Origin of the sequence: Arthrobacter sp. V1I9, from assembly GCF_030817075.1 — a bacterium.
In the GTDB taxonomy this organism is placed as follows: Bacteria; Actinomycetota; Actinomycetes; order Actinomycetales; family Micrococcaceae; genus Arthrobacter.
The window spans coordinates 2,909,905-2,926,244 of record NZ_JAUSYU010000001.1 but is presented as its reverse complement, the minus strand read 5'-3'; the positions used below and the strand labels follow the sequence as shown (position 1 = coordinate 2,926,244).

The 16,340-nt window shown below is 64.3% G+C and carries 16 protein-coding genes and 1 pseudogene; 11 read left to right on the top strand and 6 right to left on the bottom strand.

Annotated features, from left to right (window positions below; genetic code table 11):
- The first annotated feature begins 20 nt into the window (after positions 1-20).
- The 4 genes from QFZ70_RS13690 to QFZ70_RS13675 all read left to right on the top strand — a co-directional run bounded on the left by QFZ70_RS13690 (position 21) and on the right by QFZ70_RS13675 (position 4,320).
- Positions 21-437 (top strand): thioesterase family protein, encoded by a 417-nt coding sequence (locus QFZ70_RS13690; protein ID WP_307096392.1) that lies wholly within the window; start codon positions 21-23, stop codon positions 435-437.
- Between the two features lie 122 nt (positions 438-559).
- Positions 560-793, top strand: a complete 234-nt coding sequence (locus QFZ70_RS13685; RefSeq protein ID WP_307096390.1) for a PLDc N-terminal domain-containing protein — start codon at positions 560-562, stop codon at positions 791-793.
- A gap of 70 nt (positions 794-863) precedes the next feature.
- Complete coding sequence (locus QFZ70_RS13680; RefSeq protein ID WP_307096388.1) at positions 864-3,095, top strand: McrB family protein; 2,232 nt, start codon at positions 864-866, stop codon at positions 3,093-3,095.
- Between the two features lie 49 nt (positions 3,096-3,144).
- On the top strand, positions 3,145-4,320 hold the full coding sequence (locus tag QFZ70_RS13675; protein WP_373461683.1) for a restriction endonuclease: 1,176 nt from the start codon (positions 3,145-3,147) through the stop codon (positions 4,318-4,320).
- A gap of 30 nt (positions 4,321-4,350) precedes the next feature.
- Here the strand turns inward: QFZ70_RS13675 and QFZ70_RS13670 are convergent, their stop codons facing one another.
- Positions 4,351-6,006 carry a cell wall metabolism sensor histidine kinase WalK gene (locus QFZ70_RS13670; protein WP_307096384.1) on the bottom strand — a complete coding sequence of 552 codons (1,656 nt, stop codon included), beginning with the start codon at positions 6,004-6,006 and terminating at the stop codon, positions 4,351-4,353.
- Positions 6,007-6,100: 94 nt separating this feature from the next.
- Between QFZ70_RS13670 and QFZ70_RS13665 the strand changes: the two genes are divergently transcribed.
- A complete protein-coding gene (locus QFZ70_RS13665; protein ID WP_307096382.1) occupies positions 6,101-6,868 on the top strand; it encodes a response regulator transcription factor in 768 nt (255 codons plus the stop codon).
- On the opposite strand, the gene QFZ70_RS13660 is transcribed toward QFZ70_RS13665, so the two are convergent.
- Positions 6,841-7,242 (bottom strand): Hpt domain-containing protein, encoded by a 402-nt coding sequence (locus tag QFZ70_RS13660; protein ID WP_307096379.1) that lies wholly within the window; start codon positions 7,240-7,242, stop codon positions 6,841-6,843. The two genes, QFZ70_RS13665 and QFZ70_RS13660, sit on opposite strands and share 28 nt — an antisense overlap.
- Before the next feature lie 402 nt (positions 7,243-7,644).
- Between QFZ70_RS13660 and QFZ70_RS19005 the strand changes: the two are divergent.
- Positions 7,645-7,785: pseudogene (locus QFZ70_RS19005) on the top strand (beta-mannanase); the annotation flags it as partial.
- A gap of 119 nt (positions 7,786-7,904) precedes the next feature.
- Here the strand turns inward: QFZ70_RS19005 and QFZ70_RS13650 are convergent.
- On the bottom strand, positions 7,905-8,369 hold the full coding sequence (locus QFZ70_RS13650; RefSeq protein WP_307096376.1) for a very short patch repair endonuclease: 465 nt from the start codon (positions 8,367-8,369) through the stop codon (positions 7,905-7,907).
- A gap of 23 nt (positions 8,370-8,392) precedes the next feature.
- Positions 8,393-8,821, bottom strand: a complete 429-nt coding sequence (locus tag QFZ70_RS13645; RefSeq protein ID WP_307096374.1) for a pyridoxamine 5'-phosphate oxidase family protein — start codon at positions 8,819-8,821, stop codon at positions 8,393-8,395.
- Between the two features lie 206 nt (positions 8,822-9,027).
- On the opposite strand from QFZ70_RS13645, the gene QFZ70_RS13640 reads away from it, so the two are divergent.
- From QFZ70_RS13640 to QFZ70_RS13630, 3 genes are all read left to right on the top strand, one after another.
- Positions 9,028-9,696: a DUF6318 family protein gene (locus QFZ70_RS13640; protein WP_307096372.1), complete on the top strand. Its 669-nt coding sequence runs from the start codon at positions 9,028-9,030 to the stop codon at positions 9,694-9,696.
- 34 nt (positions 9,697-9,730) lie between these two features.
- Positions 9,731-10,618 carry a hypothetical protein gene (locus tag QFZ70_RS13635; protein WP_307096370.1) on the top strand — a complete coding sequence of 296 codons (888 nt, stop codon included), beginning with the start codon at positions 9,731-9,733 and terminating at the stop codon, positions 10,616-10,618.
- A gap of 185 nt (positions 10,619-10,803) precedes the next feature.
- Entirely contained in the window at positions 10,804-11,874 is a 1,071-nt protein-coding gene (locus QFZ70_RS13630) for an alkene reductase (RefSeq protein ID WP_307096369.1), read from the top strand.
- Between the two features lie 247 nt (positions 11,875-12,121).
- Here QFZ70_RS13630 and QFZ70_RS13625 read toward each other — a convergent pair whose 3' ends face one another.
- Positions 12,122-12,418, bottom strand: a complete 297-nt coding sequence (locus tag QFZ70_RS13625) for a hypothetical protein (RefSeq protein WP_104044724.1) — start codon at positions 12,416-12,418, stop codon at positions 12,122-12,124.
- Between the two features lie 144 nt (positions 12,419-12,562).
- Between QFZ70_RS13625 and QFZ70_RS13620 the strand changes: the two genes are divergently transcribed.
- The gene (locus tag QFZ70_RS13620) at positions 12,563-15,049 is read left to right on the top strand and encodes a Tex family protein (protein WP_307096365.1); all 2,487 of its coding nucleotides are present in this window, start codon (positions 12,563-12,565) and stop codon (positions 15,047-15,049) included.
- A 61-nt stretch (positions 15,050-15,110) separates the two neighbouring features.
- Here QFZ70_RS13620 and QFZ70_RS13615 read toward each other — a convergent pair whose 3' ends face one another.
- Positions 15,111-15,908: a ZIP family metal transporter gene (locus QFZ70_RS13615; RefSeq protein ID WP_307096363.1), complete on the bottom strand. Its 798-nt coding sequence runs from the start codon at positions 15,906-15,908 to the stop codon at positions 15,111-15,113.
- 102 nt (positions 15,909-16,010) lie between these two features.
- Here QFZ70_RS13615 and QFZ70_RS13610 point away from each other — a divergent pair, with 102 nt between their 5' ends.
- The gene (locus QFZ70_RS13610) at positions 16,011-16,331 is read left to right on the top strand and encodes a hypothetical protein (protein WP_307096361.1); all 321 of its coding nucleotides are present in this window, start codon (positions 16,011-16,013) and stop codon (positions 16,329-16,331) included.
- The last annotated feature ends 9 nt before the right edge of the window (positions 16,332-16,340 follow it).

Sequence of the window (16,340 nt, the reverse complement as noted above, 5' to 3'; positions counted from 1 at the left end):
GGATCGAGGTCCTGGTTCCCATGCGGTGGGGGGACATGGACGCCTACGGGCACATCAACAACGTGCAGATCGTCAGGATGCTCGAGGAAGCGCGGATCGGCGCTTTCGGGCCGCCGCGGGGAGCGGGGCTGCCAGGCATCGAGCCCCATGTCTCCCTCTTCAACGACGTCCCGGACGGCACCATGGCGCTGGTGGTGGACCACAAGATCCGCTACGTCAGAACCTTGGAGTACCGGAACATCCCTGCTGTGGTCCAGGTGTGGATCGGTGCCGTGAAGGGAGCCAGCTTCGATATCCACTACCTGGTCCAGGACCCGGTCACGGGGGAGGACTGCGTGAAGGCGAGCAGCCACCTGGCGTTTGTGGACGAGGCGACAGGCCGGGTGCAGCGCCTCACGCCTGAACAAAAGGAACGGATGGCGCCGTTCACGGCATGAGCTGAATTTGCAGGCACCGTGACGCCGCCGGTTGCACTCGCGGCGTCCCCTTAGCCGGTGCAGCCCGTTGCGCCGGAACTGCCTGCACCGGAAACTGAAAACCCAACCAAAGAGGAGTAGCCATGGCACAGAAAAAGACCTGGAAGGAAATGTCCCCGTCCGCTAAGGCCGGCACCATACTGGTGGGCATCGCACAGGTGTCCCTCCTGGTGGCAGCGCAGCGTGACATCTCCAAGCGCCCGGCGGCAATGATCAACGGTCCGAAGGCGGCGTGGCGGGCGGCATCCTTCATCAACTTCATCGGGCCGGTGGGCTACTTCACCTTCGGCCGGAAGAAGCCGGGAGCGGTCAAGTAGCAGCCCAGGACAGGGGGGCGTGGGCAGGGCTCTGAGCACCCGTTCAGCTTCACCCTGTAAGTTTGAATCCATGACCCCCACTTCCACTGCTGCCATGACCCGCGCCCTCGGCATCTCAAAGGAGATCGAGGACGCCGCGTGGTTTGTGCTTGGCCCCGGGCTCCTCGGCAAGCCGTCAGCACTGGATGGACGCACCATGACGTGGACGTCCGAGGCCGCGGCGGAACTCCTGGAAAGGCTGGAGCGGGGCACGCCTGATCCGAAGGCGCCCATGATGACAAACCTCCGGCAGAACCTGGACGGCGCATCCCGGGAAGCGAAGCAGCTTGCCGTCGAACTGCTGTTCCTGCAGTCGCTGCCGCTGGCCCATGAGGTGAAGTCCCTGAAGGTCAAGCGCGCCCGCGTGGCCGAGGCTGCTTCCTGGCTCGAGCCTCCGCTGGACCTGCCCGAGGAGCTTTATGAGGGGCTGACGGACCACGGCGTCATCCGTGACCGGACCGCCGAGTTCAACTGGACCATCTGGGACCACCTGAAATGGCTGTGCCGTTTTGTACAGCACGTGGACCAGCAGCCGACGGCGGACATTGCCGAGGCGCTGCAGGACCCGTTGGAGTTCCACCGCCTGGCCTCCGCAACGCCGGTGGACCAGCCGGCCATCCGCCGCAGCATCGAGTTCCTCACCTGGCCCACCTACTTCGAACCGGTGGTCGCCGACGTGGAACGCCAGGAAATCCGTGACGCCTTCGCCTCGCTGGTGGGCGGCGCGAAGGGCGACGCCGAAGAGGACGTCACCGCCGACATCCACCGCATCCGCCTGCACCTTGACGAGCAGGCAGGCCAGCGCATCGACTGGCACGCCCGCCAGCTGGTCAGCCAGTGGCGCAAGGTAGGCGATCCCGGCCGGCGGGCGTGGTTGCTGCGCACGCACAGCGACAACACCGAGCTGCTCACCGCCTGGCAGGGCGAGGAGAAGGTGACGCTCGACGTCGAACATCTCCGCCTGCTGGGCCCCGGCGTCACGGCAGGGGTGGTCCAGCACGCCGTGGACGAGGACTACAAACACCTGGGCTACGTGGAGCGCGAGGACACCAAAACCGCGGTCTTTGCATTCCTGACTGTCATGAAACCCGGGGACCTCGTGCTCTACCAGCACTCGGGCACCGTGCGGCTGGGCGTGGTGCTGGGCGAACCCGAACACAACGAGGACAACCGCCGGCTGCGCCGAAAGGTCCGCTGGTTCGACGAAGGCCACACCACCACCAGCCTTCCCCGCCACGTGCAGCGGCAGTTGGCCACGCCCGGAATCGTTGTTGACCTGACCAGGGTGGTGCAGGCACTGCAGGGCCTGCTGCCCGCCGAAGCGGAAACAGAGCCCGACGGCGATGCTGAAGCGGCCGCCGTCGTACCTCCCCTCCAGGAGGGCTTCCGTCCGCTGACCCGCGATTTCGCGGACTCGCTCCACATGGAGCTCGAGCCGCTCCAGGAGATTGCCGAGCTGCTGGAGGAGAACCGGCAGCTGGTGCTGTACGGTCCGCCGGGCACCGGCAAGACCTACCTCGCGAAGCACCTCGCCGCGGAGCTTGCGGATGACACCACTGACGAGCGGGTCAAACTGGTCCAGTTCCACCCCTCATATGCCTACGAGGATTTCTTTGAGGGCTACCGGCCGGACAAGACGGACGAGGGCCAGGTGTCCTTCAAACTCGTGGCCGGTCCGCTCCGCCGCCTCGCCGAAGAAGCCGCCAAGCCGGGCAACGAGAAGAAGCCGTACTTCCTGATCATCGACGAGATGAACCGCGCCAACCTGGCCAAGGTGTTCGGCGAGCTGTACTTCCTGCTGGAGTACCGCGACGACCGGATCTACCTGCAGTACAGCCCCAACGAGCCGTTCACGCTGCCGGACAACCTCTACATCATCGGCACCATGAACACCGCGGACCGGTCCATCGCCATGATGGACGCCGCCATCCGCCGCCGTTTTGCCTTCATTGAGCTGCACCCGCAGACCGAGCCGGTGAAGGGCTCGCTGCTCCGGTTCCTTGAGGCACGCCAGCTGGACACCACCCCGGCGCTGCTGCTCGATGCCCTGAACAGCGCAATCGATGAGTGGGACCGGGACCTTATGATCGGCCCGTCGTACTTTATGAAGCCGGCGGCCCAGACCCCTAACGGGCTGCGACGCATCTGGAAGTACGAGCTGATGCCCCTGCTCGAGGAGCACTACCACGGGCAGCTGACCCGGCCGCAGCTCGAAGAACGCTTCGGACTGGACCGGCTGCTGGAACGCCTTGCAGGCCGCTGACCCCGGCGCAACAGTCCGGCACCTGGTGCTGGACGAACTGTCCCGCGGGATGGTGGAACGGCTGGATCCCGCCAGCGCGTCCTTCCTGAACTCCAGCGGCCTGGCTAAGGCGTCGCCGATGGGCCTCGGCCTGTACCGGATCGAGCCGATAGGCAAGGTGGGTTCAGTCCGGACCCCCACCGTGCAGCTGGACGTCCGGCCCAAGGACCGGCTGGGGCTCAGCCGGCTCCTGTTCCTGCTCAGCTACGCCGGGGAACAGGGGTTCCGTCCGGATCCGGTGGCGGCCATCGAGGACCCCGAGCTGTGGAGCGCACTCGCTGAGTCGTTGGCCCAGCTCGCGGAACGCGCCTTGGGGCGCGGTGTGCTGCAGGGCTACCGCACTGTGGACGAGTCACTGCGCACGGTCAAGGGACGAATCCGGATCTCGGACCAGATCTCCCGGCGGCCCGGCATGCTGGTGCCCCTCGAAGTGTCCTATGACGAGTTCAGCGAGGACATCGCCGAAAACCGCATCCTTCGCGCCGCTCTGGAGCGGATGGGACAGGTGCCACGGGTCCGCCCCGAGGTGCTGAGCCGGCTCCGCCAACTCAAGGGAAAGCTCGACGCCGTCACCCGCCTTCCAGCAGGTGCCCCGCTGCCGAGGTGGACGGCCACCCGGATGAACCTCCGCTACCACCCCGTCCTCCGCCTGGCGGAGCTGATCCTCCGAAACGCCTCGGCCGAAGCCGGCCAGGGCAAACAGCAGACCGCTTCTTTTGTGGTGGACATGGCGCAGGTGTTCGAGGACTTCGTCGGCACGGCACTGCGTGAGGCGTTGGCGGATTACCCGGGGGAGCTTCGGCTCAAGTACAACGCGCTCCTGAGTGAGGCGGTGCGGGACGCGGACCGCCTGTCCGTGCGGCCGGACGCCGTGCATCTGCTGGGCGGGCGGCCCGTGGTGGTCTACAACACCAAGTACAAGGCCGCCTCCGACCTCGGTGCCTCGCTCACGGCCGACCATTACCAGATGCTGGCCCACTGTACTGCTTTGGCGGTGCCCACGGCCTGGCTGGTTTATGCGGGGCCGGGGGAGGTCAAACTGCGCCGCATCCTCAACACGGACATCGACATTGTCGAGTTCCCGCTGGACCTGTCCAGGCCGCCGTCCGAAATCCTCGCCTCGATAGCGGAACTTGCCCGGCAGTCCTGGGGCGAAGTGGTCCGGCAGGCACGCGCCGAAGCTTGACGCTCGCGCTGGCGGGCGTCGTCGTACATCTTAGACCGGAACCCGGAACGTAAACGTGGTTCCCTTGCCCAAGGCGCTTTCCACTTCGATGGTTCCGCCGTGCGCTTCAACGATCGCTTTGCTGATCGGCAAGCCCAGGCCGACGCCGGGGATGGCTGTCCTGCGCACGCTGCTGGTGCGAAAGAATTTTGCGAAGACCTCTGAGGTGTCCTCCGGGTTCATGCCCATTCCGGTATCGGTGACCCGGCAGGCCAGGTGGCCGTCTTCCTGCGCCAGCGAGACCACCACGTTGCCGCCGCCGGGGGAGTACTTGATCGCATTGGATACCAGGTTGTCCAGGACCTGGGAAATCCGGGCCCCGTCCACGTGGGCCTCCAGCCGTTCCGGTGTGTCGGCCTCCAGCACCACACCGGACGCAGCCGCCTTCGGCATGGCCGAGGAGACGCTGCTGCGAACGAGGTCAGCCACGTCAACGGCGTGCGGAGAGACGATCAGCTGCCCGTTGCGGGTAGACAGCAAATCAGAAACCAGCGTCAGCAGCCGTTCCGAATTCCGACGGACAATCTCCAGCATGCCCCGCTGTGATTCGTCGGGCTCGTCGCCGAGCAGGATTTCCACATACCCGAGGATTGACGTGAGGGGTGTCCGGAATTCATGCGAGACGCTGGAGACGAAGTCGTCCTTGGCTGTCAGTGCGTTAACGAGGTCCGTGACGTCGCTGAACGCGATCACGGAGCCCGAGAACTTCCCGTCGGCGTCCTTCATGGCCCGGGCGGTGGTTACGAAGGCCCGTTGCTCATTGCCTGAGCCGAGCCAGACGAGGTAATCCGTGAAGGTTTCTCCGAGGACGGCACGGCGGACCGGGCGTTCCTGGACCGGGACCAGCGTCTTCCGGTCCGGCCCGAAAACGAGCAGCTGGGACTCGTTCGGATCCGCTATGTCCTTGGGCCGTGCCAGTTCGTGGTTGATCCGCTGCTTCCGGTTCATGAGCACGTCATGCCCGTCGGCGTCCACGGCCAGAACGCCCAGGTGGACAGTGTCCAGGACCGTATTCAACAGCGCTTCCTGGCGCTGGCTGGTCTGCAGGTTGGCCTGCAGTTGGGCATCTTTATCCTCCAGCTCGCGCTGCTGCCGGGTCATGCTCAGGGTCAAAACGCTGACTGAAACGCCGATGCCCAGCATCATGACAGGCAGGAGCAGGGACCGCGCGAGGTCCTGTCCAGTGACGCTGCCCTTCAGCACCAAAGGGACCCAGATGATGGCAAGCGGTGCCAGGAAGGACAGCCAAAGTGCTGCGCGGGGGTAATACCCGGAGGCGCACAGCCAGATCACCGGGAACACGGCCAGCAGGCTGATTCCCGCCAGGCTTTCCTGCCCACCCTCCCTGCCCAGGGCAATGGAAACGAAATCCAGCAGCGGAATGATCAGGAAGCTTGTATAGGGCAGCCGCTCCCAAGGAACCAGGTAGCACAGAGCCATGATGGCCAGCTGTGACACCAGGAAGGCAATAAAGAGGGCGTTGTTCATGGTTTCCGGGAAAAACGCCCACACCAGGAAAGCCGTAAGGATTGTCGTCACAAACAGCGGCATCTGGCTCAGCGCCACCCGCTCCGTCAGCCGGTACTCATGAAATGGCCGCCGAAAGAACCTTATCCGGCCGGACGACCATGCTATGGGGTCAGTCATGGCGCGAAAACTTACGGGACAAGGTGTGCGAGGCCATATCAGCAGGATATCCGCAGCCAGCTATACTTCAGACGTTGGCTGCTGAGGGGGCGCTATGAGTGATGCACGTGTCGGACTGGTCATCGAGGATGACCACGACATTAGGGAACTGGTTCGCACGGTGCTGACCCAGGCAGGCTTTGACGTGACCGTGGCCAGTAGTGGAGCGGAGGGCGTCCTGACGGCGAAGACCCTTAACCCGGACGTCATCACCCTGGACCTCGGGCTGCCGGACATCGACGGTTTTGAAGTGTCCCGGCAGATCCGTGAATTCTCGGACGCCTACATCGTGATGCTGACGGCCCGCACCGAGGAGCTGGACACCCTTATCGGGCTCGAATCCGGCGCGGACGATTACCTCACCAAGCCGTTCCGGCCTCGGGAGCTGCGCGCACGCATCGCTGCAATGATGCGCCGTCCCCGTTCGGTCCCGAATCCGGCAGAAGTTTCAGGGATCGAGGCCTCGGCCGATGGGCAGGCGCATCCGGAGCGCGGGAATTACAGCCATAACGGGCTGGAGCTGAGTTATGCATCCCGCACGGTGACTGTGGACGGCGCCGAGATGAACCTGACCCGTACTGAGTTCGAACTGCTGCACGCCCTGCTGGAAGCAGGCAGGACTGTCCGGACCAAATCGGATCTGGTGCGCCGGCTGCGGGACGAGGATTACGACGTCGGGGGCTACATCAGCGAAGCGGACGAACGGTCCGTCGAGGTACATATGGGGAACCTTCGCAAGAAGCTGGGTGATTCGCCGCAGAAACCGCGCTGGCTTCAGACGGTTCGGGGTGTGGGTTACAGGCTGGCTCCAGGCGAACACTGAGCCTGCAGACTCTTCATTGTCAGCCGGCTGCACCGTCTGATGGGTTTAAGTAACGAGGCAGCGAGCTTGGGGAGGACGACGACGGCGGCGTCAGCGTCGAGCCCTCCGGACCGGATTTCGCCCTCGAGGGCCTTGGCCAGGCCGGCGAGCCGCTCGGCTCCGACCATTTGGCTGGATGACTTCAGGCTCAGGACGGCGTCGACGGATCCGTCCAGGTCACCTGTGGTCAGGGCCAGCTTGAGGCGTCCGATGCGATGCGGGAGGTAGTCGATGAAGTTCCCAACGAAGACACGGCAGTACCCCTCGTCCTCCTCGAGATCCTCGCGCAGCCGGTCCAGGACTCTCTGGTCCACGAGCGGGGCTGCCGGCATCATCGGACGGGGCCATCATTGTCCTTTCGGGTGTGGTCTTCCACTCCGTAAACCGGGGGGACTTTGTGGGGCATTAGCTTCTCTTCAGATTAGGGCTGCTCCGCGTACTCAGAAGTGGTTCCGGAGAGAATTGCGGGTTTCTTGATGAGGCTGCTGGCTTTACGCCCAATACTTGAGTCGGTGCACGTCGTCGTGTCAACAACGGGAACTATGGGTTCCACTAGGTTCTCCTTCAAGGACCCGCTGCGTTTCGGAGTAGCCACCCCTGGCGGAGCCCTGGCTGCGGCGGAGCTCGACGAAGTATCTGCATTGGCCGGGGAGAGACCGTCCATGGTCCTCAGAGACTTTCTTCAGTCGCCTCCGCTGGCGGAGATGAGCGCGGTGCGCGCCCGCGTTGCCGTTCCGCTGGCGTTCTACCTTGCCGCCCAGCCCGACGTTATGGGCTTTGCGTGGTTCCACCTGCAGAAGGAGGCCGACTGGCGCATCAACAGCAGCCCCTCCTCGGCGTTTGCCTTGAATGCGGCACTGTTGGCGCGTCGCAGTTAGCTGGCGAGAGGGAATGCTGTTGCTCCGGACTCCTGGTGCTGCAGTCCTCCAAGCGGGACAACGGAGTCATCCTTCCGGACCCACATCAAGAGCTTCTGGGGCAAAGGCCAAAGATTGCATCAAGAATGCTCTTTGTTGAGGCCTGCTCCGGAAGCGTGCGGGGCTGTTTCCAGGAAGTGCACCAGCTGGGCTTCAAGCGCAGACCCATCCTTGAGTTCGCACTCCCAAACGGTGAGGACCTCCCAGCCGGCGTCCTCCAGCAGGCGGCGCTGGCCGGCGTCGCGCTCCTTGGTGCGCGAACGCTTCGCCGCCCAGAACTCGGCGTTCGCTTTCGGCGCGTGCAGGCCCACCCGGCAGTCGTGGAAATGCCAGAAGCAGCCGTTGACAAAGATGACCTTGCGGCGTCCGGCAAAGACGAGGTCCGGATTGCCCGGCAGGCGAGTGCTGCCGGTCCGCCCATGCAGGCGATACCGGTATCCCTTGGCGTGGAGTAGCCGGCGCACCAGCAGTTCGGGCTTGGTGTTCTTACTCCGGATCCGGGACATGTTCCAGCTGCGCTGCTCCGGGCTCAGCTTGTCCGCCATGCATTCAGTCTATGTTCGTAGGCTTAGCGCTCCGGTTGGTCTCCGAGCTGGAAATGCCGCCCACTCACCGACACTGGCTCGATCTCGACATAGAAGTCCTTGAGCGTTGGCACCCAGGACTTCAGCCCCAGCTCCTCCACGGCGGCAAGTTCGGCCGAATTGCTCAGGACCCGGGCTTTCCCACGAAGGACCACGGACCAAGCCTCGTCCGAGAGGATGCCGTCGGCCTCGAAGAGAACTGCCGAGTTGATGGTCAGCTGGGCGAGCTTGTTGCCCGGAGCAGTCCTCAGATACAGCTTGCGGTTCGAGCTCACATAGTTGACGGGAAAGATGTCATGTTCTCCGGCAACTGAGACCACCAACCGACCGTGCCTGGTCCCTTCCAACAGGTGCCAGGACTGCTCGTCGTTGAGTTCCAGGACTGGATTTCCGTCTGCGTGTTCAAACATCATGACGCCATTCTTCTACAACTCGTAGAAGTTCGCTAGGGGTTCGGCGGCCTTCTCCGGCTTGCTCTATGACTTTCTTCAGGCTGGGTGGGTGGTAGAACCAAGGCGGGTGCCTGTGGATAAGTTTGATCGCCGAAATGTGACCTGGGCTACCCTTAAGTCACTGTCCGGAGCATGCCGTCTTGAAACTACTGGGGGATTAGCGGCCCATGACATCGCACAACGTTCTCACGCCCCGCTTCATGCGTTCCGGCGCTGTAGCTTTCAGTGCTGTAGCTTTCGGTGTTGCTGCCACGTTTATGCTGGCCGGTTGCTCGGGCGGAGCACCTGCAGATCCCGGCGCCGCACCCCCGACTGCTTCAGAGACAGCTTCCTCCAGCCCCGCGGCCACCCCCACGGCGAAGCCCAGTGCTGCGTACAAGCCGGCCGACGCGTCCGGCCCCGCCCAAAACGTCCCTGTACCTGTGCTGCCGGAAGTGGCGAAGACGGAGACAAAAGAAGGGCTCGAGGCGTTTGTAAGGTACTGGTACGCAACGCTAAATTACGCCTTTGAGACCGGTGACACGGAGAAACTTGTGGAAACGAGCGGACCCGGCTGTGTCTTCTGCATGGGACTCAAAGACGGAGTGACGGAGGCCTGGGGTGAGGGCCGTTGGGTATCGGGAGGAAAAATCGAAACTCCTGCAGTTTCAGTTGTGTTCAAACCCGGGGTGGAATCACACGCCGTAGTGCAGGTGCTACAGCAAACGATTGAAATCAGAAAACCGGACGGAAGTCTTTTCCAAGCCCCTACTGCGGCTACCAATACTGGAAGTCGTGCGGCCGCTACTTTTGGCTCAACGGGATGGATGATGACCGACCTTGGCCTGATCAGGTAAGGGGATGAAAGCCAGTCCGCTAGGAGTATTAGGCATGACCTTGCTGCTGCTGATTGTCACTCCCACCCTCGCGTTCGCCGACATTTCACTCGGCTATGAGGAGAAAGGTCTGGGAGTTGGTGCAGATCAATGGGCCATCGACGAAGCAACAGGTCAACTAATGCGGGCGGAACCTGGGTCTGTGAATACCGACCCCAACGAGTACAAGTACGAACTCCAGTGTCACCTTGGCGGAGGCGACTTCGATACTAGCTGCCTTGCCCGGCAAATCGAATGCAACGACGGCCCTGACGGTGAAGAAGGTATTCCCGTCATCTGGCTTTCAAGGCCCCGCGGAGTCCCGGGTGCCGTCTGGGCCCGCCACTCGGGCCCGACCTGCCTTTACGATGCCCGACCTGAGGACCTGCTGCCCCGAATCGCCGCCGCCATCCAGCGGCAGTTCGAAAGCTTGCCGGTGAACGCCGGGAGTGTGGTCGCCCAGCCCAGTCCTCACACGCTGAGGGGTGCCGAAACCAACTTCTACGCCGAAGCAGTTGAACAGCAGTTCGACGTCACCATGTTCGGCCAGCGGGTGCACATCGTGGCTACCCCGGTTCAATACACGTGGAACTACGGCGACGGCACGATCTTCGGTCCCCAGCCGTCGATGGGAGGCCCGCTGCCGCAGGACCGGTGGGGTGAGAAGACGAGGACAAGCCACGCCTACGGAACCACGGGGGACTTCCAGGTCGTGCTGACCACCACCTTCCAGGGAACATACTCGGTCAACGCCGGCCCTCCGCTGCCTATCCCCGGCCAAGGCCAGTTCAGTGCGCCGCCTCAAACAGTCAGCGTCTGGCGATCGCTTACCCGCAACTATGCCGACGACTGCATTGTGAACCCGCAGGGACAGGGGTGTCCGGGAGTCGGGGCGACGCGCTGATCTCCTGCCGTGCCCCTTAGGCGCATACACCACCGGCGCTCACGCTGGCCGCGCCGCCTGCTACCCACCCACCCTGGTACCCGAAGCGACGTCATGAAGGGGTGTGATTCGCGTTGCATCCGGAATAGTTGCACGCGCCGCCCAGTTGGGCCAGACAGAACGTTGAAAACTTCGAAAGGACGCGCATGCTGTTTTCCCCTCTGGCCCTTGGCGAACTTGAACTCCCGAACCGCCTGGTGATGGCACCCCTGACCCGCCTCCGCGCGGGTGAGGATGGCATCCCGGGACCCATCATCGCGGAGCATTACCGCCAGCGTGCTTCCCTTGGCCTTATCGTCAGCGAAGGAACCTACCCCAGCCCCGCTGGCCGTTCCTACCCCGGGCAACCCGGCATCGTCACCGAGGAACAGGTGGCCGGGTGGAAGAAGGTCACCGACGCCGTCCACGCCGAAGGCGGGCGTATGTTCGCCCAGGTCATGCATGGAGGCAGGGTCTCGCACCCCGACATCACGGGTGGCAACACCATCGTCGCCCCCAGCGCCGTAGCCATTGAAGGCGACGTCCGCACTCCGTCCGGCAAGCAGCCATACCCGGTGCCGCACGCACTGACCACTGACGAACTGCCGCTGGTGATCCAGGAATTCGTCGCCGCCTCGCTGAATGCGATCGAGGCCGGGTTTGACGGCGTGGAGTTGCACTCAGCCAACGGCTACCTCCTTCACGAGTTCCTGGCGCCGAACTCCAACGTCCGCACGGACAGCTACGGTGGTTCCCCCGAGAACCGGGCGCGTTTCGTGATCGAGACGGTCAACGCGGTTGTAGCAGCGGTCGGCGCCAACCGGGTGGGCATCCGTATCTCCCCGGAGCACAACGTCCAGGGCATTGCCGAGGTGGACGCAGCCGACGTGCGCGCAACGTATGAGGTGCTGGTGGACAGCATCGCCCCGCTGAATCTCGCCTACCTCAGCATCCTGCACCACGAACCGAGCGGCGAACTGGTCCAGGACCTCCGCGCCCGCTTCGGCGGCACCTTCCTGGTCAACACCGGTTTCAGCGTCGTCACCACCCGTGAGGAAGCCGTTGCCCTGGTGGCCGACGGTCACGCCGATGCCGTCGTGGTGGGCCGTCCCGCCATCGCCAACCCTGACCTGGCCCGGCGCTGGAACGAGAGCCTGCCGCTGAACGAGCCTGACCCCTCCACCTTCTACGCCGAAGGTGCCGAGGGCTACACGGACTACCCGGCCTACGCGGGCTAAACGTCCCTCTACCAGCAAACACGCGAATAACAGCAGATGCGCGAAAACGACGACGGCGGCACCCGGCCTGGGTGCCGCCGTCGTTTGCTGCTCGGTGTGCTGTCCCGGCAGCGGGCGCCAGGGCCATCCGACGGCCTCCAGCTGGTGAAGTTGGCCCACCGGGCTCCTCTGGGGTCCCGGCGGTGATCAGATGCTACTCCAGCAAATGGAGTTTTACTAGGGGCCGGTCAAGCGACTGCCGGACAGGCTAGAGAAGCGCCTCCCGGCCTGTTCCTTCCTTCATCACGAGCTTGCCGTCCTCGATCGAAACGAGCACGCTTTTGGGCTTTCCGCTGACCTTTGTGATCGCCTTCAGGCCCCGGTTGGTCACTTCGACTCCCACCTGCGCGCCCTTGGCCGGCAGCTCGATGGACACCTCGGATGCGATGCCGAGAATCGGATTCGTGGAGACGTCCAGGTCCCGCCGCGCCTGCTTGCCGTTCACCGTCACGGTGATGTTGGCTTCCTCGAACCCCTCCTGAAACACAATGAGCAGTTCCCGCATGATGCCCTCTTCCTCGAGCGATGGGTGCCTTGTGACGGTAGTCCAACTACAGCACTTTGTGGGCGGCAGCGGAATACCTTCCCGGCAGGGCAGCACGCCTCCGCGGCAGTGGAGCCGGACAAACGCTTAGGGCAAGATGTTCTGGTGACCCAACTGCCGCACGCCCCTTCCCCTGCACCGTCCACCCCCGCGAAAAGGGAGCACGGAATCTACAGCCAGATCGCAACCGAACTGGGCGTCAAAGCCTGGCAGGTGAAGGCAGCCGTGGAACTGCTCGACGGCGGTTCTACCGTCCCGTTCATCGCCCGCTACCGCAAGGAGGCCACCGGGACGCTGGACGACACGCAGCTCCGTGACCTCGACGAGCGCCTGCGCTACCTCCGGGAACTGGAGGACCGCCGTCGTACGGTGCTCGATGCCGTTGCGTCCCAAGGCCAGCTGACCCCCGAGCTGCAGACGGCGATCCTCGCTGCGGACACAAAGTCCCGGCTCGAGGACATCTACCTGCCGTTCAAGTCCAAGCGGCGGACCAAAGCCCAGATCGCGCGTGAGGCAGGCCTGGAACCGCTTGCCGAGGCGCTGCTGAAAGGGCCCGAGCTTCATCCGGAACGTGAAGCCGCCAAGTACCTCAACCCGGAGCATGCCGTTGGTGACGCAGCTGCTGCGCTCGCCGGTGCCAGGGCCATCCTCGTTGAGCGCGTGGCCCAGGACCCGGACCTCGCCGCCACCCTGCGCGAGCGCCTTTGGACGCAGGGGCGCATGGTGTCGCGCGTGAAGAAGGGTAAGGAGACCGAGGGCCAGAAGTTCGCTGACTACTTCGAGTTCGCGCAGGCGCCGGCCGGCATGCCGTCGCACCGGGTCCTGGCTTTGCTGCGTGGCGAGAAGGACGGCGTCCTTGAGCTTGATCTCGCCGAGGCAGACCCCACGGACGACGGCGCCCTTGCCGCCGCGCGTTCACGGTACGAATCGGCGGTGGCCCGGTGCCTTGGGGTCGCCGACCGCGGACGGCCCGCCGACGCCTGGCTGATGGAGACGGCCCAGTTGGCATGGCGGTCCCGCGTGCTCGCCCGGCTGACAGCCGACCTTCGCGGGAAGATGTTTGCAGCTGCTGAGGATGAGGCGGTCCGCGTTTTCGCTGCGAACCTTCGGGATGTGCTGCTGGCTGCGCCTGCCGGGAACCGTGCCACGCTCGGTTTGGACCCCGGGCTTCGAACCGGCGTCAAGGTAGCGGTGGTGGATGGCACCGGCAAGGTGGTGGCCACAGATACGGTCTACCCCCACGCTCCGGTACGGAAGTGGGACGAGGCGCTGGCGACGCTGGTGCGGCTGGCGCGGCAGCACGCCGTGGAACTGGTGGCCATCGGCAACGGCACTGCATCGCGCGAAACAGACAAACTCGCCGCCGAGCTGATCAAGCGGCTGCCGGACGTGGAACGGAAACCGCAAAAGCTCGTGGTGTCCGAAGCCGGGGCCTCCGTCTACTCGGCTTCCGCTCTCGCTGCGGCTGAACTGCCGGGCATGGATGTGTCCCTGCGCGGGGCGGTGTCCATCGCCCGCAGGCTGCAGGACCCTCTTGCAGAATTGGTGAAGATTGACCCGAAGTCAATTGGCGTGGGCCAGTACCAGCATGACGTGACTGCGTCGAAACTGGACCGGAGCCTGGACGCCGTTGTGGAGGACTGCGTCAACGCCGTGGGCGTGGACGTCAACACCGCTTCGCCCGCGCTGCTCAGCCGGGTGGCCGGCGTCGGGCCTCTGCTGAGCGAAAACATCGTGGCGTACCGCAACGAGCACGGGCCGTTCGCCAAGCGGGCAGAATTGAAGAAGGTGCCGCGGCTCGGCGCCAAGGCGTTCGAACAATGCGCAGGCTTCCTTCGCATCACCGGGGGAGCGGAACCCCTGGACGCCTCCAGCGTGCACCCCGAATCGTACGCCGTGGCCCGCAGAATTCTTGTTGCCGCCGGTTCTGCGCCCGCCTCCTCACTGGACCCGCGGGAGTTTGTGGACGACACCTTCGGGCTGCCCACGGTGCAGGACATCCTGGTGGAGCTGGACAAACCCGGCCGTGACCCACGTCCCGCGTTTGCAGCCGCTACCTATTCGGAGGGGATCGAGAAGATTTCCGATCTCAAGCCGGGGATGATTCTGGAAGGGACAGTAACCAATGTTGCGGCGTTCGGAGCGTTCGTGGATGTGGGCGTCCACCAGGACGGACTGGTCCACGTCTCGGCACTGGCGAACCGCTTCGTGTCCGATCCCCGCGAAGTGGTGAAACCCGGGCAGGTGGTCCGGGTGAAGGTCCTCGAGGCAGACCCCGACCGGAAGCGGATTTCGCTGACGCTGCGGCTCGACGACGAGCCTTCCCCGGGTGCCTCAGCTCCCGGCAGAGCCGGTGGTAAGCCGCAAAACCAGGAGCGGGATAGGACCGCAAGTGCCGGGCGCGGAGGCAACCCGAATGCCGGGCGCGGCGGAAAGCAGGGTTCCGAGCCTGCTGCACGGCAGGAACGGGAACGATCGGGTGGTAAGCCGGCACGCAACGCGCCGCTGTCTGGCCGCCGCCATGCTTCCCAGCCGGCCCCCGTGAATACGGCGATGGCCGAAGCGCTCCGGAAGGCGGGGCTCGGTAAGTAGTTCCGTTCGAGACGCTCGGGCTCTTGGGTGTTAGGTGCGGCAGCCGCCTGGCGCCTACTGCTTAGGCCAGTGACAGCACGAACGCGAGGACGAATCCTGCGGCCGTGCTGAGAGCGACGGCAGGACCGCCATGTTCGTACGCCTCGGGCATCAGCGTGTCCGCGAGCGATGCGATCACCGCACCGGCAGCAAACGCCAAAGGTATGGAGATGGCCTCCGGGTCCGCTCCGGAGAGCGGTCCGGCTCCCATTACGACGGCGATGACGAGTAGGACCGCACACGCCACCCACAGCCCGAGGATGCTGCCGGTGGACCGGCCTTGGCTGCGCATGGACGCCGAGCCTACCAGCGCTTCCGGGAAATTGGAGACGAAGATCGCCGCGAGCAGGGCCAAGCCGCCGGTTCCCTCGCCCAGCGAGATTCCTAGGGCAACGTTTTCCGGCACGCCGTCCAGGGTGACGGCAGCCAAAAGCGCCAAGCCAGCTGCGCCGCGGGTTGAAGCAGATGTGGCGGGTTTGTCGCTGGCGGCCGCGTCGGTGTCCAGCTTGGCGCTGCCCTCGAACTCGTCGGCAGGCGTGGCCTGTTTCTGTTCTCCGGCCTGAGCCCACCGGTCCAACAGCGCGCTGAGGACCGTGAACACCACTGCACCGCCCATGAGGCCGATGGCTGCGCGGAGGATCCCGCCGCGCTCGTAAGCGTCTTCGAACAATTCGAAAGCGAGGGCAGTGATAAGCGAGCCGGCGGCGAAAGCCAACAGCATGGCCAGGAGACGCTTAGGCAGTTCGAAGCGGACGCCGACGAAAGCACCAACGACCAGGGCGCTGGATGCTATGACGCCAAACCACAGCGACATCATCATGCCGCAAGTATAGGAGTGCGCCGCTGACGTGGGAATACATACCTGGCCCTCCACCCGCTGAGCGCACTTTCGATGACGAGGGGTTTCTGCAAAGGTGGGTTCATGACCTATTTCCTGGAGTACACCATCCCTGCCGCAGCCAACGATGCCGGGTTTGAGTTCCCGCACGATGAAATTAACTCCGGTGCCACCATTCCGCTGACCCAGACGAATGCTGATGTAGTGCACGCGCCCGAACTTCCGGCGCGGACAGGCATCATCGGGGCGACTGTTCCCGAGGCAAAACTGGAGGCCGAGCAGCTGATCACCCACAGCCGCGCAACTGAAGCATCGCTGTACTTCGACCCGTCCAACTCCTTGAACGCTGGAGTCGGAACCCTTGTGGCCACTTTCGATGAGGGCCGCGGCTGGCAGGACGTTTAGGACCTATAG